The 24,076-nt window shown below is 55.4% G+C and carries 25 protein-coding genes; 20 read left to right on the forward strand and 5 right to left on the reverse strand.

Features of this window, described 5'->3' with window-relative positions:
* Positions 1-57: 57 nt before the first annotated feature.
* On the reverse strand, positions 58-957 hold the full coding sequence (locus ACR8BF_RS06155; protein WP_434745724.1) for a DMT family transporter: 900 nt from the start codon (positions 955-957) through the stop codon (positions 58-60).
* A 98-nt stretch (positions 958-1,055) separates the two neighbouring features.
* Between ACR8BF_RS06155 and ACR8BF_RS06160 the strand changes: the two genes are divergently transcribed.
* The 15 genes from ACR8BF_RS06160 to hisP all read left to right on the forward strand — a co-directional run bounded on the left by ACR8BF_RS06160 (position 1,056) and on the right by hisP (position 15,416).
* Positions 1,056-1,835 carry an AraC family transcriptional regulator gene (locus tag ACR8BF_RS06160; protein WP_179895199.1) on the forward strand — a complete coding sequence of 260 codons (780 nt, stop codon included), beginning with the start codon at positions 1,056-1,058 and terminating at the stop codon, positions 1,833-1,835.
* A gap of 55 nt (positions 1,836-1,890) precedes the next feature.
* Positions 1,891-3,024 (forward strand): 4-phosphoerythronate dehydrogenase PdxB, encoded by a 1,134-nt coding sequence (pdxB, locus tag ACR8BF_RS06165; protein ID WP_434745725.1) that lies wholly within the window; start codon positions 1,891-1,893, stop codon positions 3,022-3,024.
* Positions 3,025-3,327: 303 nt separating this feature from the next.
* Positions 3,328-4,335, forward strand: a complete 1,008-nt coding sequence (locus ACR8BF_RS06170) for an aspartate-semialdehyde dehydrogenase (RefSeq protein ID WP_136199010.1) — start codon at positions 3,328-3,330, stop codon at positions 4,333-4,335.
* 2 nt (positions 4,336-4,337) lie between these two features.
* A complete protein-coding gene (gene truA / locus ACR8BF_RS06175) occupies positions 4,338-5,141 on the forward strand; it encodes a tRNA pseudouridine(38-40) synthase TruA (protein WP_179895201.1) in 804 nt (267 codons plus the stop codon).
* Between the two features lie 29 nt (positions 5,142-5,170).
* A complete protein-coding gene (locus ACR8BF_RS06180; RefSeq protein ID WP_434745726.1) occupies positions 5,171-5,833 on the forward strand; it encodes a DedA family protein in 663 nt (220 codons plus the stop codon).
* Between the two features lie 144 nt (positions 5,834-5,977).
* The gene (gene accD, locus ACR8BF_RS06185) at positions 5,978-6,892 is read left to right on the forward strand and encodes an acetyl-CoA carboxylase, carboxyltransferase subunit beta (protein WP_179895203.1); all 915 of its coding nucleotides are present in this window, start codon (positions 5,978-5,980) and stop codon (positions 6,890-6,892) included.
* A 94-nt stretch (positions 6,893-6,986) separates the two neighbouring features.
* Entirely contained in the window at positions 6,987-8,255 is a 1,269-nt protein-coding gene (folC, locus tag ACR8BF_RS06190) for a bifunctional tetrahydrofolate synthase/dihydrofolate synthase (RefSeq protein ID WP_434745727.1), read from the forward strand.
* Entirely contained in the window at positions 8,245-9,027 is a 783-nt protein-coding gene (gene dedD, locus ACR8BF_RS06195; RefSeq protein ID WP_179895205.1) for a cell division protein DedD, read from the forward strand. Before folC ends, dedD begins: the two co-directional genes overlap by 11 nt.
* Before the next feature lie 264 nt (positions 9,028-9,291).
* Entirely contained in the window at positions 9,292-9,777 is a 486-nt protein-coding gene (cvpA, locus tag ACR8BF_RS06200; RefSeq protein ID WP_003854265.1) for a colicin V production protein, read from the forward strand.
* A gap of 37 nt (positions 9,778-9,814) precedes the next feature.
* On the forward strand, positions 9,815-11,332 hold the full coding sequence (gene purF, locus ACR8BF_RS06205; RefSeq protein ID WP_013358590.1) for an amidophosphoribosyltransferase: 1,518 nt from the start codon (positions 9,815-9,817) through the stop codon (positions 11,330-11,332).
* A 112-nt stretch (positions 11,333-11,444) separates the two neighbouring features.
* Positions 11,445-12,014 (forward strand): UbiX family flavin prenyltransferase, encoded by a 570-nt coding sequence (locus ACR8BF_RS06210; protein ID WP_179895206.1) that lies wholly within the window; start codon positions 11,445-11,447, stop codon positions 12,012-12,014.
* 259 nt (positions 12,015-12,273) lie between these two features.
* Positions 12,274-13,056: a lysine/arginine/ornithine ABC transporter substrate-binding protein ArgT gene (gene argT / locus ACR8BF_RS06215; protein WP_179895207.1), complete on the forward strand. Its 783-nt coding sequence runs from the start codon at positions 12,274-12,276 to the stop codon at positions 13,054-13,056.
* Between the two features lie 179 nt (positions 13,057-13,235).
* Positions 13,236-13,925 carry a histidine ABC transporter permease HisQ gene (locus tag ACR8BF_RS06220; RefSeq protein ID WP_003854260.1) on the forward strand — a complete coding sequence of 230 codons (690 nt, stop codon included), beginning with the start codon at positions 13,236-13,238 and terminating at the stop codon, positions 13,923-13,925.
* Positions 13,918-14,634, forward strand: a complete 717-nt coding sequence (locus tag ACR8BF_RS06225) for an ABC transporter permease (protein WP_090959168.1) — start codon at positions 13,918-13,920, stop codon at positions 14,632-14,634. Before ACR8BF_RS06220 ends, ACR8BF_RS06225 begins: the two co-directional genes overlap by 8 nt.
* Before the next feature lie 8 nt (positions 14,635-14,642).
* Positions 14,643-15,416 carry a histidine ABC transporter ATP-binding protein HisP gene (gene hisP / locus ACR8BF_RS06230; protein ID WP_179895208.1) on the forward strand — a complete coding sequence of 258 codons (774 nt, stop codon included), beginning with the start codon at positions 14,643-14,645 and terminating at the stop codon, positions 15,414-15,416.
* A gap of 35 nt (positions 15,417-15,451) precedes the next feature.
* On the opposite strand, the gene ACR8BF_RS06235 is transcribed toward hisP, so the two are convergent.
* Complete coding sequence (locus ACR8BF_RS06235; protein ID WP_179895209.1) at positions 15,452-16,351, reverse strand: TIGR01777 family oxidoreductase; 900 nt, start codon at positions 16,349-16,351, stop codon at positions 15,452-15,454.
* Positions 16,352-16,533: 182 nt separating this feature from the next.
* On the opposite strand from ACR8BF_RS06235, the gene yfcF reads away from it, so the two are divergent.
* Both yfcF and yfcD read left to right on the forward strand, forming a co-directional pair.
* Positions 16,534-17,175 carry a glutathione transferase gene (gene yfcF, locus ACR8BF_RS06240; RefSeq protein ID WP_179895210.1) on the forward strand — a complete coding sequence of 214 codons (642 nt, stop codon included), beginning with the start codon at positions 16,534-16,536 and terminating at the stop codon, positions 17,173-17,175.
* Positions 17,176-17,283: 108 nt separating this feature from the next.
* Positions 17,284-17,808, forward strand: a complete 525-nt coding sequence (gene yfcD, locus ACR8BF_RS06245) for an NUDIX hydrolase YfcD (RefSeq protein ID WP_003854255.1) — start codon at positions 17,284-17,286, stop codon at positions 17,806-17,808.
* Positions 17,809-17,917: 109 nt separating this feature from the next.
* Here yfcD and pta read toward each other — a convergent pair whose 3' ends face one another.
* Together pta and ackA are read right to left on the reverse strand one after the other, a co-directional pair.
* On the reverse strand, positions 17,918-20,047 hold the full coding sequence (gene pta / locus ACR8BF_RS06250) for a phosphate acetyltransferase (protein WP_179897013.1): 2,130 nt from the start codon (positions 20,045-20,047) through the stop codon (positions 17,918-17,920).
* An 86-nt stretch (positions 20,048-20,133) separates the two neighbouring features.
* Positions 20,134-21,336, reverse strand: coding sequence for an acetate kinase (gene ackA, locus ACR8BF_RS06255; RefSeq protein ID WP_179895211.1), 1,203 nt, complete (start codon positions 21,334-21,336; stop codon positions 20,134-20,136).
* Between the two features lie 337 nt (positions 21,337-21,673).
* Here ackA and yfbV point away from each other — a divergent pair, with 337 nt between their 5' ends.
* The 3 genes from yfbV to ACR8BF_RS06270 all read left to right on the forward strand — a co-directional run bounded on the left by yfbV (position 21,674) and on the right by ACR8BF_RS06270 (position 23,439).
* Positions 21,674-22,126, forward strand: coding sequence for a terminus macrodomain insulation protein YfbV (gene yfbV / locus ACR8BF_RS06260; RefSeq protein WP_179895212.1), 453 nt, complete (start codon positions 21,674-21,676; stop codon positions 22,124-22,126).
* A 145-nt stretch (positions 22,127-22,271) separates the two neighbouring features.
* The gene (locus ACR8BF_RS06265) at positions 22,272-22,766 is read left to right on the forward strand and encodes a YfbU family protein (RefSeq protein WP_313698317.1); all 495 of its coding nucleotides are present in this window, start codon (positions 22,272-22,274) and stop codon (positions 22,764-22,766) included.
* A gap of 13 nt (positions 22,767-22,779) precedes the next feature.
* A complete protein-coding gene (locus ACR8BF_RS06270; RefSeq protein ID WP_434745728.1) occupies positions 22,780-23,439 on the forward strand; it encodes a sugar phosphatase in 660 nt (219 codons plus the stop codon).
* 29 nt (positions 23,440-23,468) lie between these two features.
* On the opposite strand, the gene yfbR is transcribed toward ACR8BF_RS06270, so the two are convergent.
* The gene (gene yfbR, locus ACR8BF_RS06275) at positions 23,469-24,068 is read right to left on the reverse strand and encodes a 5'-deoxynucleotidase (protein WP_013358577.1); all 600 of its coding nucleotides are present in this window, start codon (positions 24,066-24,068) and stop codon (positions 23,469-23,471) included.
* Positions 24,069-24,076: the final 8 nt, after the last annotated feature.

Consider the following 24,076-nt stretch of genomic DNA (forward strand, 5'->3'; position numbering starts at 1 on the left):
TGATCATTTTCTACTGCTACTGCCACTGCCACTGCCACATTCCTCGGGGACCGCTGTTCAGGGCTGTGATTGGTTCACCGCTTTACGCTGGGTTAAAGGTGTGCGTAGCCGCTGCGCCAGAATGACCCCGGCCAGCGTCAGGCCGCCGCCAATCCAGTGGTAACTGTGCAGTTGCTCATGCAAAAACAGCACCGCAATCACCGCGGTAAATACCGGGGTCAGATTCATAAAGATGCTGGTGGTGCTGGCTCCCAGACGCTGCACACCGTGGATCCACAAAAAGGGAGCGATGATGGAGGCGAACAGTCCGGCAAACGCGACCAGTGGCAGATTGTGCCGGTTGAGCGCGACGTCGGGTGCCAGTAAAAAGCCGGGCAGTAACAGCAGCACGCCGAATAAAATCTGCACATAGAGGCTTTGCCAGATCGGCAGTGGCAGCCCCCAGCGTTTGGTCAGAACGCCATACAGTGCGTAAGAGGTGGAGGCGGCCAGCATCATCAGCTCCCCTTTGCCCATTCCATGATTCAACAGCTGCATCACGTTGCCCTCACTGACCAGCCACACCAGGCCGCCAAAGGAGATGATGCTCCCCAGCAGGATACCGCGCGTCGGCGCAATCCGCAGGATCACCACGCTCAGCAGCACGGTAAGCAGCGGGATCAGGGCGCCGATAATGCCCATAAACAGTGCGCTGACGCTGTGAGCCGCGTAATAGGCCAGGCTCTGATAGAGCACCATGCCGAGCAGGCCAAGGATCGCCAGACGCCAGAGGTGCGGTTTAATGACCTGACGCGCGCGCCACGCGCCCGGCAGTACAAAGGGCGTCAGCACCAGCAGCGCCAGCAGCCAGCGATAGAATGAGATCGCCGCGGGATCAATTGCACTGGCCGAGAGTTTGCTGACAATTGAATTGATCGACCAGATCATTACCGCAAAGAGCGGATACAGGAAAAACATGCTGACTCTCCACACGCCATTAATGAGGCGCAGTGTACGCTTGTCCGGATTTATCCAGATAGTTAATATCGGACAAAATGAGTCGTTGAGCGGACAGAATGACCCTGAAAGTGACCTACCAGCCGCCGGTGGATGCGCCGCAGTTACGCTACTTTATGCGTGACGAACAGGCCAATGCCCGTACCGAATATCTGCCGCATGCCCATGCCTGGGGCCAGCTGATCATGGTGAAAAGTCACGTACTGGAGATGCAGGTCGAGGGTGAACGATTGCTTACCCCGGCAGATATTCCGGTCTGGGTCCCGCCCGGTCAGCTTCACAGTAGCTATAACCATCGTCAGGCACAGTTCCGGACCTTTAATCTGGCAGCCCCGTTATGCGCCGACTTACCCCGGCGCGCCTGCCTGCTGCGGGTCGATCCGATCGCTCACGCCATCATGGATGCGTTTGCTGAGCAGCAGATCGAGCAACCGGAAACGGATGCGCAGTGGCGGCTGTGCGAGGTGCTGCGCGATCGCCTGCAGCTGGCGCAGGTGCAGGAAAGCTATCTGCCCACCTCTGACGATAAGTTTCTGGCGCCGGTGTTGCATGCGCTGGAAGCGCATCCAGGCGACAACACCACGCTCGCGGGCTGGGCGGCGCGGGTCTTTACGACCGAAAGGACGCTGGCGCGGCGCTGCCAGCAGCAGCTTCATATGACCTTTGGCGAGTGGCGGCAGCGGCTGCGGTTTCTGCGTGCCATCGTGCTGCTGGAGCAGGGGGAAAGCGTGCAGAGCATTGCCCATGAGCTGGGATACAGTTCCGCTTCGGCGCTGATTGTGATGTTCCAGCAACAGGCGGGAACGACGCCCGAACGCTACCGTGCACGGTTAGGCTAACGCGTCGCTTTGTGCCAGAATAATCGCCTGATAGGTAACTGACAGGAAAGCCGCAGTGAAAATTCTGGTCGATGAAAATATGCCTTATGCCCGCGAGTTATTCAGCCGGACTGGCGACGTGGTCGCGGTGCCGGGACGTCCGCTGCCGGTGACTGAACTCACCGATGCCGATGGTCTGATGGTGCGCTCAGTCACCCAGGTCAATGAGGCGCTGCTGGCAGGAAAACCGGTGAAATTTGTCGGAACCGCGACGGCGGGCACCGATCATATCGACGAACACTGGCTGCAGCAGGCAGGCATTGCGTTCTCTGCCGCACCTGGCTGCAACGCCATTGCGGTGGTGGAATATGTTTTCTCTGCGCTGCTGCTGCTGGCGGAACGCGATGGTTTTACGCTGCGTGACCGCACGGTCGGCATTGTCGGCGTCGGTAATGTTGGCGGCCGGCTGCAAAAGCGGCTGGAAGCCTGGGGCATCAAAACCCTGCTGTGCGATCCGCCGCGCGCCGATCGCGGTGACGAGGGGGATTTCCTGTCGCTGGAAGCCGTGACAGAGCAGGCTGATATTCTGACGTTCCATACCCCGCTGTTTAAAGACGGTCCCTATAAAAGCTGGCATCTGGCGGATGCGGCGCTGCTGATGGCGCTGAAACCCAACACCATTCTGATTAACGCCTGTCGCGGCCCGGTGGTGGACAACAGCGCGCTGCTGGAGGTGCTGAAAATGCGCCATGATCTCAGTGTCGTGCTGGATGTGTGGGAGCCGGAGCCGGATCTCTCGCTGGCGCTGCTCGATAAGGTCGACATCGCCACACCACACATCGCGGGCTACACGCTGGAAGGCAAAGCACGCGGCACGACTCAGGTGTTTGAAGCCTGGTGTGACTTTATCGGTCAGCCGCAGCAGGTGCCGCTCAGTAGCTTGCTGCCGGTGCCGGAATTCAGTGAAATCACCCTGAATGGCCCGCTGGATCAGCCAACGCTGAAACGCCTGGCGCATCTGGTGTATGATGTGCGCCGCGATGATGCCCCCCTGCGTAAAGTGGCGGCCAAACCCGGCGAGTTTGATCGCCTGCGCAAACAGTATCTGGAGCGTCGCGAATGGTCGTCGCTGCAGGTGACATGTGATGACGCCACAACGGCTGAGATGCTGAACAAGCTGGGCTTTAACGCAATCATCTCCCCGAAATAACGGGCGCTGCCGGTCAGTCGTCCCGGCGCCGTTTCCCGCACTGAATCATTCAGTGAACGGAAGACGCGCAAGGCTGGCATGTCTGCATGACGGCGGTTTTTGGGGGGATATACCCATTGGATTTCGGGTTGCATTGAGGCGGCAAGAGAACGAATCCCGATGAGCTTACTCAGGTAAGTGATTCGGGTGAGTGAATGCAGCCAACAAAGATGCAACGTGAAAGACGACGGGGATAAATCTGAATCCCTGGGCGGTGAATATCACCGCCTTCTGTTTTTATGTCATTGTCTGGAGTAAACCAACATGTCTGACGGCTGGAATATTGCGCTACTTGGCGCGACAGGCGCAGTAGGGAACGCTGTACTGGAACTGCTGGCGGAACGCCAGTTCCCGGTTGGTGAATTATATTTGCTGGCCAGTGAAAACAGCGCGGGCGAAATCAAGCGTTACGAGGGCCGCTCGGTGCGGGTCGAAAATGCTGAAACGTTCGACTGGTCACAGGCGCAGCTGGCCTTTTTCGTGGCGGGCCGTGATGCTTCGGCGCGGTTTGCCGATGAAGCGGCCAACGCCGGTTGTCTGGTGATCGACAGCAGCGAGCTGTTTGCGCTGGAACCCGATGTGCCGCTGGTGGTGCCGGATGTGAACCCACAGGTGCTGGCAGATTATCGCAATCGCAACATCATCAGCGTAGCGGACAATCTGGTAAGCCAGCTTCTGACCGCAATTAAACCGCTGGTGGATGCGGCCGGATTAAGTCGTTTACAGGTGACTAACCTGATTTCGGTCTCCAGCTACGGCAAAGTGGCGGTGGATGCGCTGGCCGGGGAAAGTGCCCGCTTGCTGAATGGTATTCCAGCCGATGAACACCATTTTGGTCGTCAGCTGGCGTTTAACCTGATGCCGCAACAGGCCGATGCAGAAGGCAGCGTTGAAAGCGAACGCCGTCTGATTGATCAGGTGCGTAAGGTACTGCAGGACGAAGGCTTACCGATTGCGGTCAGCAGCGTACAGGCGCCGGTGTTCTACGGTAATGCGCAGATTGTGCACATTGAAAACCTGCGCCCGCTCTCTGCGGAAGAAGCACGTGCTGAGCTGGCGCTGGCGTCAGATATTCGTCTGAGCGAAGAGGATGAAGTGCCGACGCCGGTTACGGATGCCTCAGGCAACGGCGAGCTGAGCATTGGCGCGGTACGCAACGACTACGGTATTCCGGAGTTGCTGCAGTTCTGGTCAGTGGCGGACAATATTCGTTTTGGCGGCGCGCTGATGGCGGTGAAAACTGCTGAGAAACTGGTTCAGGAGTATCTGTAACCATGTCCGATGGTCAGACGCAAAAACTGGCGCTCGGCATCGAGTATGACGGTAGCCGTTACTACGGCTGGCAGCGTCAGAATGAAGTCCGCAGCGTGCAGGAGAAGGTAGAGCGCGCGCTGTCGAAAGTCGCCGATCATCCGGTCAGCATTTTTTGTGCGGGCCGCACCGATGCAGGCGTTCACGGAACGGGGCAGGTGGTCCATTTCGAAACGACATCGCAGCGACCTGATGGTGCCTGGACGCTGGGCGTGAACGCTAACCTGCCGCCGGATATTGCAGTGCGCTGGGTGAAAGCGGTACCGGATGAATTTCATGCCCGCTTCAGCGCTACGGCCCGACGCTATCGCTACCTGATCTACAATCAGCGTCTGCGTCCTGCCGTGCTGGCGCAGGGCGTGACGCACTTCTACCATCCTCTGGATGCGGAGAAGATGCAGCGCGCCGGGCAATGTTTGTTAGGCGAGAATGATTTCACCTCATTCCGCGCGGTGCAGTGCCAGTCGCGTACCCCGTGGCGCAACGTGATTCACCTCAACGTGACGCGTCAGGGCCCTTACGTGGTTGTGGATATCAAAGCCAACGCCTTTGTGCACCACATGGTGCGCAATATCGTGGGCAGCCTGATGGAGATAGGCTGCGGCAATAAGCCGGAGTCATGGATGGCAACGCTGCTGGCGGCGAAGGATCGGACATTAGCCGCAGCCACAGCCCGGGCGGAAGGGTTGTATCTGGTGGCGGTGGATTACCCATCCCACTTTGCGTTACCACAGCCGTCGATGGGACCATTGTTCCTCGCGGATTAATTCACTTTCAGGACTTAAAAGGGCGCGCTATGGAGTTTCTCCATTTTCTGGTCGATTTTATTCTGCACATCGATGTGCATCTGGCCGAACTGGTTGCACAGTACGGTATCTGGATTTACGCTATTTTGTTCCTGATTTTGTTCTGTGAAACCGGACTGGTGGTGACGCCATTCCTGCCGGGTGATTCGCTGCTGTTTGTGGCGGGCGCTCTGGCCGCGCTACCGGGTAATGATCTCAATGTGCACATTATGGCGGCATTGTTAGTGATAGCGGCGGTTCTGGGCGATGCGGTGAATTACACCATTGGCCGCTTGTTTGGCGAACGGTTGTTCAGTAACCCGAACTCGAAGATTTTCCGTCGCAGCCATCTGGATAAAACCCATGCGTTTTATGCCCGTCACGGCGGAAAAACCATTATTCTGGCGCGCTTTGTGCCGATCGTCCGGACGTTCGCGCCGTTTGTGGCCGGTATGGGCCATATGTCCTATCGCCACTTTGCACTGTTCAACGTGACGGGTGCGCTGTTGTGGGTGCTGCTGTTCTCCTACGCCGGCTACCTGTTTGGCGATCTGCCGGTGGTGCAGGAAAACCTGAAGCTGCTGATTGTTGGCATTATCCTGGTCTCGATTCTGCCAGGTGTGATTGAAGTCTGGCGTCATCGCCGTCAGGCTAAGCAGCAGAAGCAGCCATAAGACTTCGCTCAGGGGTAAGACCAGATTTTTATCCACAGTCTGAACAGGTTGTGGTTTAATGAGCGACATTTACCGTCTGCTGAAGCGGTTTTCAGCAGTATCAAGACGACTGGACCAGGTCAGTTTTAAACAGAAAGGTCATCAATGAGCTGGATTGAACGCATTCTTAATAAAAGCACCGGAACGCCTGTGCGCAAAGCCAGTATCCCGGAAGGGGTCTGGACCAAGTGTGACAGCTGTGGTCAGGTTCTCTACCGCGCCGAGCTGGAGCGTAATCTTGAGGTCTGCCCGAAGTGCGACCATCACATGCGTATGCATGCACGTGAGCGCCTCGTCAGTGTCCTGGATCAGGGCACGATGGTTGAGCTGGGCAGTGAACTTGAACCTAAAGATCTGCTCAAGTTCCGTGACTCCAAAAAGTATAAAGACCGTCTGGTAGCGGCCCAGAAAGATACCGGCGAGAAAGATGCGCTGGTCGTCATGAAAGGTCAGCTTCACGACATGCCGGTTGTTGCGGCAGCCTTTGAATTTGCCTTTATGGGCGGTTCAATGGGTTCTGTCGTCGGTGCGCGCTTTGTACGTGCGGTTGAGCAGGCATTAGAAGATAACTGCCCGCTGATCTGCTTCTCCGCCAGTGGTGGTGCCCGTATGCAGGAAGCGCTGCAGTCGCTGATGCAGATGGCGAAAACCAGTGCGGCTCTGGCCAAAATGCGTGAGCGCGGTCTTCCGTATATTTCCGTGCTGACTGACCCGACCATGGGTGGCGTTTCGGCCAGTTTTGCGATGCTGGGTGACCTCAATATCGCAGAACCTAAAGCGCTGATCGGTTTTGCCGGTCCACGCGTGATCGAGCAAACCGTGCGTGAAAAACTGCCGCCTGGCTTCCAGCGCAGTGAGTTCCTGATTGAGAAGGGCGCGATCGATATGATCATTCGTCGTCCGGAAATGCGTTACAAACTGGCAAGCCTGCTGGCAAAAATGATGAACCTGCCGGCACCGCTGCATGACGGTGAACAGTCCGCTCCTGCGACGACTGAATCGGAAAGCAACGAGGCCTGACAGGAGATAGAGAGGCGCGCCCGTCGCGCCTCTTACCAATGCACCGTATACCGCAGCACCAGTCTGCCAGGTATAAATAAGCAAAACGGGACATATGGACAATCTTCACCTTCCTCAAGCCACGTCGCCTTTGGCCACGTGGCTTTATTATCTTGAGCACCTGCATACTCAGGCCATCGAACTGGGTCTGGACCGTATTCGTCAGGTAGCGCTTCGTCTCGACCTGCTGAAACCTGCTCCCTTTGTCTTTACCGTGGCCGGTACCAACGGCAAAGGCACGACCTGTCGCACTCTGGAAACGCTGCTGATCGCGGCGGGCTACCGCGTTGGTGTTTACAGCTCGCCGCATCTGGTGCGCTACACCGAGCGTGTTCGGGTCCAGGGAGAGGAGCTGCGTGAAGCGCAGCACTGCGCCAGCTTTGCGGAGATTGAAGCCGGACGTGCGGATATTTCGTTAACCTATTTCGAATTTGGCACGCTCTCTGCGCTCAATCTGTTCCGCCAGGCGCAGCTGGATGTGGTGATCCTCGAAGTTGGCCTCGGTGGACGGCTGGATGCCACCAACATCGTGGATGCCGATGTCGCCGTGGTCACCAGCATTGCACTGGATCATACTGACTGGCTTGGGCCGGATCGCGAAAGCATCGGGCGTGAAAAAGCGGGTGTGTTCCGGGCGGGAAAACCTGCGGTAGTCGGTGAACCCGATATGCCTCACAGTATTGCTGTGGTCGCGCAGGAAAAAGGGGCTCAGCTATTACAATGCAACCGTGACTGGTCATGGCATGCACAGGCTGAAAGCTGGTCGCTGCGTGATGCGCAGGGCGAGCTGAACGATCTGCCACTGCCCCAGGTGCCGTTATCTAACGCGGCGACAGCACTGGTGGCGCTGCGTGTCTCGGGGCTTGAGGTTAGTGAAACCCAGATTCGTGCCAGCCTGCCGCTGGCGATGCTGCCAGGGCGTTTTCAGACTATCAGTGAATCACCGCGCGTGATTCTGGATGTCGCCCATAATCCGCATGCGGCGTCCTGGCTGGTGTCGCGGCTGGCGACCCTGCCGAAACGCGGCAAAGTGCATGCCGTCGTGGGCATGCTGCATGATAAAGATATCGCCGGTACGCTGACGGCGCTGGCACCCATGGTCGATGCCTGGTACTGCGCACCGCTTGACGGTCCACGCGGCGCCAGTGCTGAGCAACTGCTGGATTGTCTGTCGCAGGGCGAAGCCTTTAGCTCGGTTGAGCTCGCCTGGCAGCAGGCACGCCAGCGAGCAGCGCCGCAGGACACTGTGCTGGTCTGTGGTTCATTCCACACCGTTGCACAGGTCATGGAATCGATTGAAACGGAGAAAGGACGTGGCAAGTAAGTTTCAGAACCGTTTAGTCGGCACCGTTATTCTGGTCGCCGTTGGCGTGATTGTGCTGCCAGGGCTGCTGGACGGTCAGAAAAAGCATTACAAAGAAGAGTTCGCTGCCATTCCGCTGGTGCCGAAACCTGATGATCAGCAGGACAGCGAAATGGTGCCACCGGTTACTCAGTCGCTGCCGGCACAGCCGCCGGAAGGCGCGGGCAATGCGGTCAGCAGCAGTAATGGCAATGGCAAAAACAACGCCACGGCAGAGCAGGGGCGGACTCAGCCGGATGAAGAGAGCGATCCGGTAGTGGTCTCGCCGCCGCCGGTTCATCAGTCTGTGCCTGCACAGACGGTGACGAAGCCGAAAGCGGTAGAGCAGCAGAAACCTAAAGTCACTGAGCAGCCTAAGCAGAAACCGGTCGAACAGCAGAAGCCAAAAGCCGTGGAACAGCCTAAACCGAAGTCGGAAGAACCGCCTAAAGCGGTCGAACAGCCGAAGCAGCAAGAGGCACCTAAAGCGGCCGAGACAACGGCACCGGCAGGGCAGGCTTATGTGGTGCAGTTAGGTGCGCTGAAAAACGCCAGCAAAGTCAATGAGATCGTCGCGCAGTTGCGGTTGTCGGGCTATCGCGCCTTTACTGTGCCTTCAACGCCGGTACAGGGTCAGATCACCCGCATTTACGTGGGGCCGGATGCCTCGAAAGCTAAAATGCAGAGCGCGGTTGGCGAGCTGAAAAGCATCTCAGGACTGGGCGGTGTCGTAAAACCGTACAGCGCCCGCTAACCCTGTGATTGGCGCTGCCGATAGCAGTAACAGGCAGCGTCTTTTGCCCGGCAGGTAGTGCGTAAAAGGCGCACTACAGCGAAAAATAGTGAAGATTTTCAACGATCTATTCGGCTGAGAATCACCCGGGCGATTGAGGTTTTTTTCATCGCCTTTTTTATGGATGCAGAAAAAGAAAACCGCTACGCAAACGTTTTCTTTTTCTGTTAGAATGCGCCCCGAACTGGATGCAGGGGTGCAATTGCACTGGCGCTGGAAGAGTTCATGATCTGGATTGATTACGTCATTATTGCGGTAGTTGGTTTTTCGGCTCTGGTCAGCCTCGTTCGTGGGTTTGTCCGGGAAGCCTTATCTCTCGTTACCTGGGGATGTGCGTTTTTTGTCGCCAGTCATTACTACGCCTACCTTGCAGTCTGGTTTACAGGTTTTGACGACGAACTGGTTCGTAACGGTATCGCTATTGGTGTGCTGTTTGTGGCTACCCTGATTGTGGGGGCGATTGTGAACTACGTTATCGGCACGCTGGTGGAGAAAACCGGCCTGTCGGGAACCGACCGGGTGTTGGGCGTCTGTTTCGGGGCGTTGCGTGGGGTGCTGATTGTAGCCGCCTTGCTATTCTTCCTTGATACATTCACTGGCTTTTCCAAAAGTCCGGACTGGCAACAGTCTCAACTCATTCCCGAGTTCAGTTATATCATCAGGTGGTTTTTTGATTACCTGAAAAGCACGTCGAGTTTTTTACCCCGGTGATGTGACCGGGAGTGCGGCTTAATGAGGAAATGACAACATGTGCGGTATTGTCGGTATCACCGGTTTCATGCCGGTCAACCAGTCGATCTATGACGCGTTAACGGTGCTCCAGCACCGCGGGCAGGATGCCGCAGGCATTTGTACCATTGATGCGCTGAAATGTTTTCGCCTGCGAAAGGCAAACGGCCTGGTCAGCGACGTTTTCGAAGCACGCCACATGCAGCGTCTGCAGGGCAATATGGGGATCGGCCACGCGCGTTATCCAACCGCGGGAAGCTCCAGTGCCTCAGAAGCGCAGCCATTCTATGTAAACTCCCCGTATGGCATCACCCTGGCGCACAACGGTAACCTGACCAACGCCCATGTGCTGCGTAAGCACCTGTTTGAAAAGGGCCGCCGTCACGTTAACACCACCTCAGATTCTGAAATCCTGCTGAACATCTTTGCGCAGGAGCTTGATCGTTTTCAAAATGATCCGCTGGAAGCCGACAACATTTTTGCTGCGGTGGCTGCCGTACATCAGCAGGTACGCGGTGCTTACGCCGTCGTGGCGATGATTATCGGTCATGGCATGGTCGCTTTTCGTGATCCCAACGGTATCCGTCCGCTGGTGCTGGGCAAGCGCGTTATCGCTGATGGTCGCACTGAATATATGGTTGCCTCCGAGAGCGTGGCGCTGGATACGCTGGGCTTTGAATTCATCCGTGACGTCGCACCGGGTGAAGCGGTTTATGTTACTGAAGCGGGCCAGCTGTCTACCCGACAGTGTGCTGAAAACCCGAAAAGCAATCCGTGTCTGTTCGAATATGTCTATTTTGCCCGTCCGGACTCTTTCCTTGATAAAATTTCCGTCTACAGCGCCCGTGTCCGCATGGGCACCAAGCTGGGCGAGAAAATTGCCCGCGAGTGGGAAGATCTTGATATCGACGTCGTGATTCCGATTCCGGAAACCTCTACCGATATCGCGCTGGAAATTGCCCGTATTCTCGACAAGCCTTATCGTCAGGGCTTCGTGAAAAACCGTTACGTAGGCCGTACCTTTATCATGCCGGGCCAGCAGTTACGTCGCAGCGCGGTTCGCCGCAAGCTCAACGCTAACCGCGCCGAATTCCGTGATAAAAACGTTCTGCTGGTAGATGACTCCATCGTACGCGGCACCACCTCAGAGCAGATCATTGAGATGGCGCGTGAAGCCGGCGCAAAACGGGTTTATCTGGCCTCCGCAGCACCGGAAATTCGCTTCCCTAACGTCTACGGCATTGATATGCCAAGCGCCACGGAACTGATCGCGCATGGCCGTGAAGTGGAAGAGATTCGCCAGCTGATTAAAGCCGATGCGCTGATTTTCCAGGACCTGGACGATCTTATCGAAGCGGTGCGTGAAGAGAACCCGGACATTGCCCAGTTTGAGTGCTCGGTGTTCAACGGTATTTACGTGACGAAAGATGTCGATCAGCAGTATCTGGAGTATCTGGAGTCGCTGCGTAATGATGATGCCAAAGCGCTTCAGCGCCAGAACGAAGTCGAAAACCTCGAGCTGCACAACGAGGGCTGATACGCTCAGCAGGCGGGCAGCATAAAGCAGGGCGGGAGCAATCCCGCCCTGTTTGTTTTCAGAAACCCGCTGGCCGCGTATGATGGCGCATTGGCTGACATAAGGTTGGAATATGAAACGACTCATCATTGGCATCTCTGGCGCAAGCGGGGTGATCTATGGCGTGCGCATGCTGCAGGTATTGCAGCAGGTAGAAGAAGTAGAAACGCATCTGGTCATGAGTCAGGCGGCCCGTCAGACGCTGGCGCTGGAGAGTGATTATTCGCTGCGTGACGTGCAGGCGCTGGCCGATGTGGTGCATGACGTGCGCGATATTGCAGCAAATATCTCGTCAGGATCGTTTAAGACGCTCGGCATGGCGATTTTACCCTGCTCAATGAAAACGCTTTCAGGCATCGTGCACAGTTACAGTGATTCGTTGCTGACCCGAGCGGCTGATGTGGTGCTAAAAGAGCAGCGCAAGCTGGTATTGTGCGTACGCGAAACCCCGCTGCATGTCGGTCATCTGCGAATGATGACCACCGCCGCGGAACTGGGGGCGATTATCATGCCGCCTGTGCCGGCATTTTATCACCGGCCTGAAACCATCGATCAGTTGATCGATCAGACCGTCAACCGGGTTATCGACCAGTTTGATATCGAATTACCTGAAGATCTCTTTGTGCGCTGGCAGGGCGCATAAAGTTCCGCTGGCGCACTTATTTAGTGCATAAGCGCGCCTCGGATCACTCTTCGTGCATTTGATGCACCAAAAGTTAACAACGTCGCTTTTTCTCTTTCACTACACTGCTATATTCCCCTCACAAATACAGCGTTTTCGCCTGTCTGACATCACGCTAACAGCGTGGATAACTTGCAGATCTGGCATGAAACATGCAAATTACTTTGCGCAAACACATCACGAACCACATAACAAAAAGCACTTCACTTGAGGGTAATCTATGAAAAAGCGTGTTCTGGCTCTTTCCCTGATGCTGGGCTTATCCAGTGCTGCCAGCGTCTTCGCGGCAGTGCCGGGTTCAATCCGTATCGGTACAGATCCAACTTACCCACCGTTTGAGTCGAAAAACGCGCAAGGCAAGCTAGTGGGCTTCGATATCGATCTCGCTAACGAAATCTGTAAACGTATTCATACCCAATGCACCTACGTTGAAAGCGACTTCGATGCGCTGATCCCTTCGCTGAAAGCGAAGAAAATTGATGCCATCATCTCCTCACTTTCCATCACAGCAAAACGTCAGGAAGAGATCGCTTTCTCGGAAAAACTTTACGCCGCTAACGCACGTTTAGTCGCACCGAAGGGATCGAAAATTCAGCCGACTATCGAGTCGCTGAAAGGCAAAAATATCGGCCTGCTGCAGGGCACCACGCAGGAAACCTATGCCAATCAGAACTGGCGGCCTAAAGGGGTTAACGTAACCCCTTATGCTAACCAGGATCTGGTTTATCAGGATCTGAATGCGGGTCGTATTGATGCTGCCTTCCAGGATGAAGTGCAGGCCAGCGAAGGTTTCCTTAAACAGCCAGTCGGTAAAAACTACGCTTTCGCCGGTCCGTCGGTGAAAGATGACAAGATCTTTGGCGTCGGCACCGGTATGGGACTGCGTAAAGATGACAGCGAACTGAAAGCGGCCATCGACAAAGCCTTCTCTGACATGCGTAAAGATGGCACCTACGACAAGATTGCGAAGAAATACTTCGATTTCAATGTGTACGGCGACTAACCATCCTGTCGCTTTACCCTCTGTTTCCGTTATGCCGGGACTGAGCCCGTTCTGCCCGAGGCAGAAACCGGACCAGTCCCGCTGATGGCGGATAGCATCTTCAACGGAGAGGTAAAGTTAAACTGCCCGTCTCGCTTGCGGGCAGCGTTTCGTTTTCACCCCACGACAGGACCCTTTCGATGCTGTATGGCTATTCTGATGTAATTCTTCGGGGCACGCTGGTGACGCTGGAGCTGGCACTCACCTCCGTCGTACTGGCCGTGCTGCTGGGCCTGATTGGCGCAGGCGCGAAACTGTCGCGCAGCCGGCCGCTGGCGATGATTTTTGAAGGCTACACCACGCTGATTCGTGGCGTGCCTGACCTCGTACTGATGCTGCTGATCTTCTACGGTCTGCAGATTGTCCTCAACCAGGTAACCGATGCGCTGGGCATGGCGCAGTTTGATATCGATCCGATGGTGGCCGGTATCATCACACTCGGCTTTATCTATGGTGCCTACTTTACCGAAACCTTCCGTGGTGCCTTTATGGCTGTGCCTCAGGGGCAGATTGAAGCGGCCACCGCATTTGGGTTTACCAGCGCGCAGGTGTTCCGTCGCATTCTGTTTCCGGCCATGATGCGCTATGCGTTGCCGGGCATCGGCAACAACTGGCAGGTGATTCTGAAAGCTACCGCACTGGTCTCACTGCTGGGACTGGAAGATGTCGTGAAGGCAACGCAACTGGCGGGGAAAAGTACCTGGCAGCCATTCTACTTTGCCATTGTAGCCGGTGTGATTTATCTGGTATTCACCACGCTGTCGAACGGTGTGCTGTGGTGGCTGAACCGTCGCTATACGGTCGGTGTGAAGAGGGCGAGTTATGATTGAGATTATTCAGGAATACTGGAAATCGCTGCTCTGGACTGACGGTTATCGTTTTACCGGTGTGGCTATCACCTTGTGGCTGCTGATCCTGTCGGTTACCGTTGGTGGCTGTCTGGCCATCCTGCTGGCGATAGCGCGGGTTTCGCCCAATCGGTTTATCAGTTTTCCGGTCTGGCTCTTTACCTACGTATTTCGCGGTACGCCGCTTTATGTGCAGTTGCTGGTCTTCTACTCCGGCATGTACACTCTGGAGATTGTGAAAGGCACTGAATTGCTGAACGCGTTTTTCCGCAGCGGCCTGAACTGTACGTTACTTGCCTTCACCCTGAACACCTGCGCCTACACCACGGAAATCTTTGCGGGTGCCATTCGTTCGGTGCCACACGGTGAGATTGAGGCAGCGCGGGCGTATGGCTTCTCCACCTTTAAACTCTATCGCTGTATTATCCTGCCCTCGGCGCTGCGCACGGCACTGCCGGCCTACAGCAACGAAGTGATTCTGATGCTGCACTCCACGGCGCTGGCCTTTACCGCTACGGTGCCCGATCTGCTGAAAATCGCACGGGATATTAACTCAGCGACTTATCAGCCGTTTACCGCCTTTGGCCTGGCGGCTGTGTTGTACCTGATTATCTCTTACGTGTTAATCAGCCTGTTCCGCCTGGCGGAACGTCGCTGGCTGGCCCACGTGAAACCCTCTTCATCGCATTGAGTAGAACTATGGCTGACAATAAATTAAGCGTCACCGAATTGCATAAACGTTACGGTGAACATGAAGTGCTGAAAGGGGTCTCGTTAACTGCTAAAGCGGGCGATGTGATCAGTATCATTGGGTCGTCCGGTTCAGGGAAAAGTACCTTTTTACGCTGCATCAACTTCCTCGAAAAACCAAGCGAGGGCAGCATCGTGGTCAATAACCAGCAGATTACGCTGGTTCGCGACAAGGATGGTCAGCTCAAAGTGGCTGACAAAGAGCAGCTCCGCGCATTGCGTACCAGCCTCACCATGGTGTTCCAGCACTTCAATCTCTGGAGCCACATGACGGTGCTGGAAAACGTGATGGAAGCGCCGATTCAGGTGCTGGGCCTGAGCAAAGCGGAAGCGCGTGAGCGCGCAATTCGCTATCTCGATAAAGTGGGCATTGATGCACGGGCGCAGGCGAAGTACCCGGTACACCTCTCTGGTGGACAGCAGCAGCGTGTGTCGATCGCACGCGCGCTGGCGATGGAGCCGGAAGTGTTGCTGTTTGATGAACCGACGTCGGCGCTGGATCCGGAACTGGTAGGCGAAGTGCTGCGCATCATGCAGAAACTGGCGGAAGAGGGCAAAACCATGGTGGTGGTTACCCACGAGATGGAGTTTGCCCGTCACGTCTCCAGTCATGTGATTTTCCTGCATCAGGGCAAAATTGAAGAGCAGGGGCCACCTGCGGACGTGTTCGGCAGCCCGAAAAGTCCACGCTTACAGCAGTTCCTCAAGGGATCGCTTAAGTAGTCCTGCGCCCGCGTCTGGAAGGCGCGGGCTTCAGGTTAATGCTTCACCACATCCTGCAACGCCTCCTGCAGATCGTACCAGCGGAAGGCAAACCCTGACGCTTCCAGCTGCTTTGGCAGCACATGCTGTCCTCCCAGCACCAGTACCGATGATTCGCCCATCATCAGCTTAATAGCGCTGGCAGGCGTGCGCATAAAGGCCGGACGATGCATGACCCGGCCCAGCGTGGCGGCAAACTGCTCATTACGCACCGCGTAAGGTGCAACCATATTGAACGGCCCCCGCAGATTGTCGTGATCCAGCAGCCAGATAATGGCGTTAAGCATGTCATCAATGTGGATCCACGGCATGTACTGTTTGCCACTGCCGATCGGCCCGCCGATGCCGAGCTTAAAGGGCAGCTTCATTTTGCTGAGCGCGCCACCCTCGGGTGCCAGCACCACGCCGGTACGCAGCAGACAGACGCGGGTGCGTTCGCTTTCAGCGGTGAGCGCCAGCTGCTCCCAGCGGGCGCAGAGCTGATGCGTAAACTCATCCTGCCCCTGATCCTCTTCGGTCAGCACCAGATCGCCGGTATTGCCATAAAAGCCGGTTGCTGAACCTGAGATGAATACGGAGGGTGGCGTGGCGCTGGCGTTGATCAGTGAGGCGATCTGCTCCGTTATCTGCCAGCGACTTTCGCACAACTGCTGCTTATGCGGCTCTGTCCAGCGTTTGTCGGCGATAGGTTCACCCGCCAGATTAATCACCGCATCGACGTTATTCAGATTCGACTGTTGCGTCAGTCCTGACCATAGCGAGACGTTATCGCCCAGTTTTTCACGTGCGCTGACCACATCGCGCGTTACCACACTGAGCTGATGGCCCAGCTGTTGCAGGCGAGGAATCAGGTGACGGCCAATCAGTCCTGTGCCACCGGTAATAAGAATGTGCATGTTGCAGCTCCCTTGATGTTTTTGTTATTTGCACCTTTCAGCATAGAAGAGTGGAGCCACTCTAGAGTGAGTCGCGTCGCGCTTTCTTCTTCCGGAAGCAGAGATCGGATCAGCTCAGCGTTGCCTTCGCAAAAAAAAATCGGTAAACATGATGCAATCCTGACAGCCAATTGAGGTAACCGATGAATTATCCGTCCATCACCCTGTGGTCAGATTCATCATTTTTTAGTCCTTACGCCATGTCGGCCTACGTTGCCCTTAACGAAAAAGGGATCCCTTTCCATCTGAAACGCGTCGATTTGTCACAGAATCAGCAATACGCCGCGGCATACCGTGAGCTGTCGCTGACCTGCCGGGTTCCAACCCTGCAGATTGATGACTTTCTGTTAAGCGAATCCTCGGCGATTGCCGAATACCTTGAAGAGCGTTTTCCGGCACCTGAGTTTGAACGCCTTTATCCACGTGACCGCGAGAAGCGCGCGCGCGCCAGAGAGATTCAGGCCTGGTTGCGCAGCGACTTCCTGTGGATTCGTCAGGAGCGTCCGACAGAGGTGCTGTTTGCCGGTGAACGCTTTGCGCCGCTGACCACGTCAGCCCAGCAGGCAGTAGATAAACTCGTTACGGCTGTCGATCGTCTGCTGCCAGACGGACAGCAGAACCTGTTTGGCGAGTGGTCAATTGCAGATACCGATCTGGCGGTGATGCTTAACCGGCTGGTGCTGCATGGCGATCCTTTGCCTGCACGCTTACAGCATTATGCTGAGTTTCAGTGGCAGCGAGCCTCGGTACAGCTGTGGTTAGCAGAAAGTGGTAAAAATCGGTAACAGCCAGGGCTTGCTCAGGCTGGCGGAAGTGATTACCTTACGCCACATAAAAATAAAGACGTGGCAAACTGCGTACACAACTGTACGCCAAACAGGAAAGGGTTACGGATGGTGGATCAAACTGCGGGTGACGGCATCGAGTGGGTCGATATCGTAAACGAAGAGAATGAAGTCGTTGCTCAGGCGACCCGCGCGCAGATGCGTGCTCAGTGCCTGCGTCACCGCGCCACCTATATCGTGGTTCATGACGGTATGGGTAAGATTCTGGTACAGCGTCGCACCGAGATAAAAGATTTTATGCCGGGCAAACTGGACGCAACCGCAGGCGGCGTGGTGCAGAGCGGTGAAGATATGCTGGAATCTGCGCGACGTGAAGCGGAAGAGGAGTTAGGGATTGCCGCCGTGCCGTTTGCTGAGCATGGCAAATTCTACTTCGAAGATCAGCATTGCCGTGTCTGGGGCGGTCTGTTCAGTTGTGTGTCACACGGCCCATTCGCCATGCAGGAATCGGAAGTCGATGAGATTATCTGGATGACGCCCGATGAGATCACCGCACGCTGTGATGAGTTCACCGACGATTCGCTGAAAGCACTCTCCCTGTGGATGAGCCGCAACGGCGATAACCGGGCCTGATAACAGAAGCTCTGACGCGTGTCAGCGACCCGCGTTTACGCGTACAGCGTTTTTACCGGCGAAAAAAAGGCATGCTCTGGGGCATGCCTTTTTTGTTCCTGACAGACGCTTAGCCTTCAGCCTGCTGAGACTGAATAGCCGTCAGGGCGATGGTATAGACGATGTCGTCAACCAGCGCACCGCGCGACAGATCGTTGACTGGCTTACGCATACCCTGCAGCATCGGTCCGATTGAGATCAGATCGGCTGAACGCTGTACCGCTTTATACGTGGTGTTACCGGTGTTGAGATCCGGGAAGATAAACACGGTAGCGCGACCTGCAACCTGTGAATCAGGCGCTTTCGATTTCGCCACATCTTCCATGATCGCGGCGTCATACTGCAGCGGACCATCAATGACCAGATCAGGACGTTTCTCCTGCGCAATGCGCGTTGCTTCACGCACTTTCTCAACATCGCTACCTGCACCTGATGTACCGGTAGAGTAGGAGATCATCGCCACACGCGGATCGATACCGAAGGCGCTGGCAGAATCAGCTGACTGGATAGCGATCTCAGCCAGCTGTTCAGCGGTCGGATCCGGATTAATCGCGCAGTCACCGTAAACCAGTACCTGCTCCGGTAGCAGCATAAAGAACACGGATGAAACCAGTGAGCTGTTCGGCGCGGTTTTGATCAACTGCAGTGGCGGACGAATGGTATTGGCGGTGGTGTGGACCGCACCTGAAACCAGACCATCCACTTCGCCGCTCTCCAGCATCATGGTGCCAAGCACCACGTTATCTTCCAGCTGCTCCTGCGCGACCACTTCGGTCATGCCTTTGCTCTTACGCAGCTCAACCAGACGTGGCACGTAGTTTTCACGTACCTGTTCCGGGTCAACAATCTCGACGCCTTTGCCCAGTACGACACCCTGAGCCGCAGCGACACGCTGGATCTCATCCGGATTGCCTAACAGTACGCAGGTGGCGATACCGCGCTCAGCACAGATAGAGGCCGCTTTGACCGTACGCGGCTCATCACCTTCTGGCAGTACGACGCGTTTGCCCGCTTTACGCGCCAGTTCAGTCAGCTGATAACGGAAGGCTGGTGGCGACAGGCGACGGCTGCGCTCTGAGGTGGCGGTCAGTGACTCAATCCAGTCAGCATTGATGTAGCTGGCCACATATTCCTGCACTTTCTCAATGCGCTGTGTATCGTCAGCAGGGACTTCAAGGTTAAAGCTCTGCAGGCTCAGGGAGGTCTGCCACGTATTGGTTTTCACCATAAACACCGGCAGGCCGGTCTGGAAGGCGCGGTCGCAGAGACGGGCGATGCGATCGTCAATCTCGTAGTTACCGGTCAGCAGGATTGCACCAATCTCAATGCCGTTCATCGCGGCCAGACAAGCGGCGACCAGCACATCAGGGCGGTCTGCGGACGTCACCAGCAGTGAGCCTGGACGGAAATGCTCCAGCATGTGCGGGATACTACGTGCGCAGAAGGTGACGGATTTAACCCGGCGGGTCTGAATCTCACCTTCGTTGATGATACGCGCATCCAGGTGGCGGCACATATCGATCGCGCGGGTGGCGATCAGATCAAAGCTCCACGGCACGCAGCCCAGCACCGGCAGCGGACTGTCTGAGAAAAGCTGTTTAGGATCGATATTGGCGATGCTGGCTTTTGACGAGTCATCAAAGATCTCTGACAGGTCAGGGCGGGTACGCCCCTGATCATCGACCGGCGCGTTGAGTTTATTGATAATCACGCCCGTGATATTTTTGTTTTTCTGACCACCGAAGCTGCTCTGAGTCAGTTCAATGCGCTCTTTCAATTGTGCCGGAGAGTCATTGCCCAGCGCCATCACGAAGACGATTTCCGCATTCAGGGTTTTGGCGATTTCATAGTTCAGCGCGTTGGCGAACTGATGCTTACGGGTCGGGACAAGCCCTTCAACCAGCACCACTTCCGCATCCTGCGTGTTGGCATGGTAGCGGGAGATGATCTCTTCCATCAGCACATCCTGCTGGTTCGATCCCAGCAGTGATTCCACACGTGACATCTGCAGCGGTTCAGCGGCAGGAATCGAGGAGTTCTTACGGATAATAGTGGTGGTTTGATCCGGCGTATCGCCGCCGCTACGCGGCTGAGCAATCGGCTTAAAGACGCTGAGACGAACGCCTTTGCGCTCCATGGCGCGGATGACGCCGAGACTGACACTGGTCAGGCCGACGCTGGTGCCGGTCGGAATGAGCATAATTGTACGTGACACGTTTGAACCTCTCAGTAATGGCAGGGTGTCAAAAACAACTCCGCCAGCCTGAGCTGACGGAGAGAAGTGTTTTACGCAGTCAGACGCGCGGCGTCCTGGGCGATGACCAGTTCTTCGTTGGTCGGAATCACCAGCGCCGGGCGGGTGCCTTCTTTATTGATGTAACCAGACTTGCCGAAACGGGCTGCCAGGTTGCGATCGTGGTCAACGTCAAAGCCCAGTAGCGCCAGTTTTTTCAGTGAGAGTTCACGCACCATCGCGGCGTTTTCGCCGATACCGCCAGTAAACACAACAGCGTCAAGACGGCCATCCATCAGCGCGGTGTAGCTGCCGATATATTTTGCCAGACGATGACAGAAGACATCCATTGCACGCTTCGCATCTTCTTTGGTGGTGTAGTTATCTTCAACGTAGCGGCAGTCGCTTGTGACTTCGGTCAGACCTAACAGGCCAGACTCCTTGGTCAGCAGTTTATTGATGGCGTCAACGCTCATACCCAGCGTATCGTGGAGGAAGAAGATTATAGCCGGGTCGATGTCGCCACTGCGCGTACCCATCACCAGGCCTTCCAGCGGAGTCAGACCCATTGAGGTGTCCACACACTCGCCGTTGCGAATCGCAGAGACCGAACCGCCATTGCCGAGGTGGCAGGTGATGATGTTCAGTGACGCCAGTGGCTTGTTAAGCATTTTGGCCGCTTCGTGAGTCACGTAGAAGTGGCTGGTACCATGCGCGCCATAGCGACGAACGCCATGTTCTTTGTACAATTTGTACGGCAGCGCATAGAGATAAGACTCTTCCGGCATTGTCTGATGGAAAGCGGTGTCAAATACCGCCACATTCTTGTCTGACAGGTGAGGGAAATTTTTCATCGCTTCATCAATGCCGATCAGGTGAGCCGGATTGTGCAGCGGTGCGAAAGAGGAGGCGTCTTTAATGCCCTGGACGATTTCTTCAGTGATGATGACTGACTGAGTCAGCTTCTCGCCGCCGTGAACGATACGATGGCCGATTGCAGCAATTTGTGCCGAAAGCTCAGGTTTTTGTGCCAGAATGGATTTAACGATAAAGTTCAGCGCTTCGCTGTGCGCGGCGCCAGCACCCAGAGGCGCTTCCTGTTTTTCGCCTTCCAGCTTCCATTTGATGCGGGCTTCAGGCAAATGGAAACATTCCGCCAGGCCGGACAGAAACTCTTCACCGCTGGCAGGGTTGAGAATGGCAAACTTAAGGGAAGAGCTGCCACAGTTCAGAACCAGAACTAACTTACTCGACATGGAAGTACCTATTTTTTGAGAGTGGCTAAATAAAACGCAATCAGACTATCAGCGTAGCCCATGAAAGCTGGTAGATTAATGACAAACATCATGCGGTAGACAGAAATCTGCGATTCCGCAAAAAATTTCGGCAATCTTACGCGAAAATTTGAAGATTGCCTTGTCGAAACCTGGCTCAGGCCTCTTCCCAAAGGCGCATTCCGCTTCCGGAGAGGTGTTAAAACGGCGTCAGAATAGCTGGAGTCATCTTTAAAGACAAAAATAATTGAAGGTTGTTACGTAAAGTTGTGTCTTTATAACTATTTTTTAATCTTTGCAGTATTAGTTGAGGTGAGCCATGGCGAATGAATCTGGCAGTACCAATTGGTTTCAGATGTTTCAGCGCGGCCAGCACTATATGAAGACCTGGCCTGCTGATAAGCGCCTGGCCCCCGTGTTCCCGGAAAACCGGATTTCATCGGCAACGCGTTTTGCCATTCGTTTTATGCCACCTCTGGCGATCTTTACGCTGACCTGGCAAATCGCGATGGACGGTCAGTTAGGCCCGGCTGTGGCGACGGCGCTGTTTGCCTGTAGCCTGCCGATGCAGGGACTGTGGTGGCTGGGCAAGCGTTCAGTGACGCCACTGCCCCCAACGCTACTTAGCTGGTTTCATGAAGTGCGGACCCGACTGGAAGAGGCGGGGCAGGCGATAGCACCGGTAGAAGGCAAGCCGACCTATCAGACGCTGGCCGATCTGTTAAAGCGGGCCTTTAAACAACTCGATCGTACCTTCCTGGACGATCTCTGATCCATCTCAGGTGAGCGGTAAAATAATTACCGCTAACCTGCGGCCAAATCAAAGAAAGGCGATACGGCGATTTCCGTGTCGCTGACGCTGTGCAATCATTTCTCCCTTGTCGATTGACTGAGCGGTCTATGACCGGGAGTAAATGATGGAAATGACCCATGCACAGCGTTTGATTCTTACCAACCAATATAAAATCATGGCCATGCTTGAGCCTGAAAATGCTGAACGCTTTCGCCGTTACCAGACCATCATCGAACGCGGCTATGCGCTGCAGATGCGTGAGCTGGACAAAGAGTTTGGTGAACTCAGCGAAGCTGTCTGTCGGACGGTGATCGATATTATGGAGATGCATCACGCTCTCCACGTCTCCTGGTCAAATCTGAAAGCTCAGGGTCCGCTGGAAGAGCGCCGTCTCGCCTTTCTGGGCTTTGATGCGGCAACGGAAGCTCGTCTGTTGGGTTACGTCCGCTTTATGGTCAATACAGAAGGGCGTTATACCCACTTCGATTCCGGCACTCATGGTTTTAATGCGCAGACCCCGATGTGGGAAAAGTATCAACGCATGTTAGCTTTATGGCAGACTTGTCCGCGCCAGTACCATTTAAGTGCAAACGAAATTGCGCAAGTGATCAATGCCTGATGAGGAGGAGCGCGTGACCTACAGAGGTTTTCTATTTGATTTAGACGGCACGCTGGTGGATTCACTGCCAGCGGTTGAACGAGCCTGGAGCCAGTGGGGTGCGCGTCATGGCATCGCCGCTGACGAGATCCTGGTTTTCATTCATGGCAAACAGGCGATTACCTCTTTGCGTCATTTTATGGCAGGCCAGTCGGAAGAGGCTATCCAGGCGGAGTTTGTCGCGCTGGAACAGGCTGAAGCGGCGGACACCGACGGTGTGCAGGCGCTGCCCGGTGCGAACGCGTTGCTGAACCGGCTGAACGAACTGAATATTCCCTGGGCAATTGTCACCTCAGGCTCGGTGCCGGTCGCTCATGCCCGTCATAAAGCCGCAGGGTTACCAAAGCCTGCTGTGTTCATTACGGCTGAGCAGGTGGCGAAGGGTAAACCTGAGCCTGATCCCTATCTGCTGGGTGCGGAGAAGCTGGGGTTAGCGGCGACATCGTGCGTAGTAGCAGAAGATGCTCCCGCCGGAATTTTATCTGGCCTGAACGCGGGCTGCACAGTGATTGCAATCAATCCTCCGGCGGAGACACCCCGACTGCATGACGTGGCGCTTAAGCTCGAATCACTGGCGTCGCTGGTGGTTACCCGCCAATCTGACGGCACTTTTACCTTTAGCCAGCAGGCTTAAGGGTCGGCCCGGCGGCCAGATCGCCGGGCTTACAGAGGCGTATCCTGCGAGATTTCATCCAGTGACAGGCTGAAGCTTGGAATGAACACTTCAACGAAGTAATCCATCTCCGGCGATCGACGCTGCGCTAACGTCTTTTCCAGCCGCGCTTTGGCCAGTAAAAATTCATTATTCCCGGCAGACAACTCCTCAAGACACTTAACATAGGCACAGAGCGCATCCGCCTGTTTCACAACGGCCTGCTCCTCTTCGCTATGCAGATGTTCATCAATCAGCGGGCGATAGATTGCCTGAAATTCTTCCGGCAGCATCTCAATCAGCTTCTGCTGGGCAATCTTCTCGATTTTTTTATATTCGTGGGCGATCTGCGCGTTGTAATACTTTACGGGCGTGGGTAAGTCGCCGGTAAGCACTTCGCTGGCATCGTGATACAGCGCCAGCATGGCAATACGATCGGCATTAAGCGACCCGCTGAACTTGAGATTTTTGATCACCGCCAGGGCGTGCGCCACCATGGCGACCTGCAGACTGTGTTCAGAGACATTTTCGGTGCGCACATTGCGCATCAGCGGCCAGCGATTGATGAGCTTAAGACGGGAGAGGTGAGCAAAGAAGTGGCTTTGTGTCATGAGCGTTC

Source organism: Candidatus Pantoea rara, assembly GCF_051136265.1.
In the GTDB taxonomy this organism is placed as follows: Bacteria; Pseudomonadota; Gammaproteobacteria; order Enterobacterales; family Enterobacteriaceae; genus Pantoea; species Pantoea rara.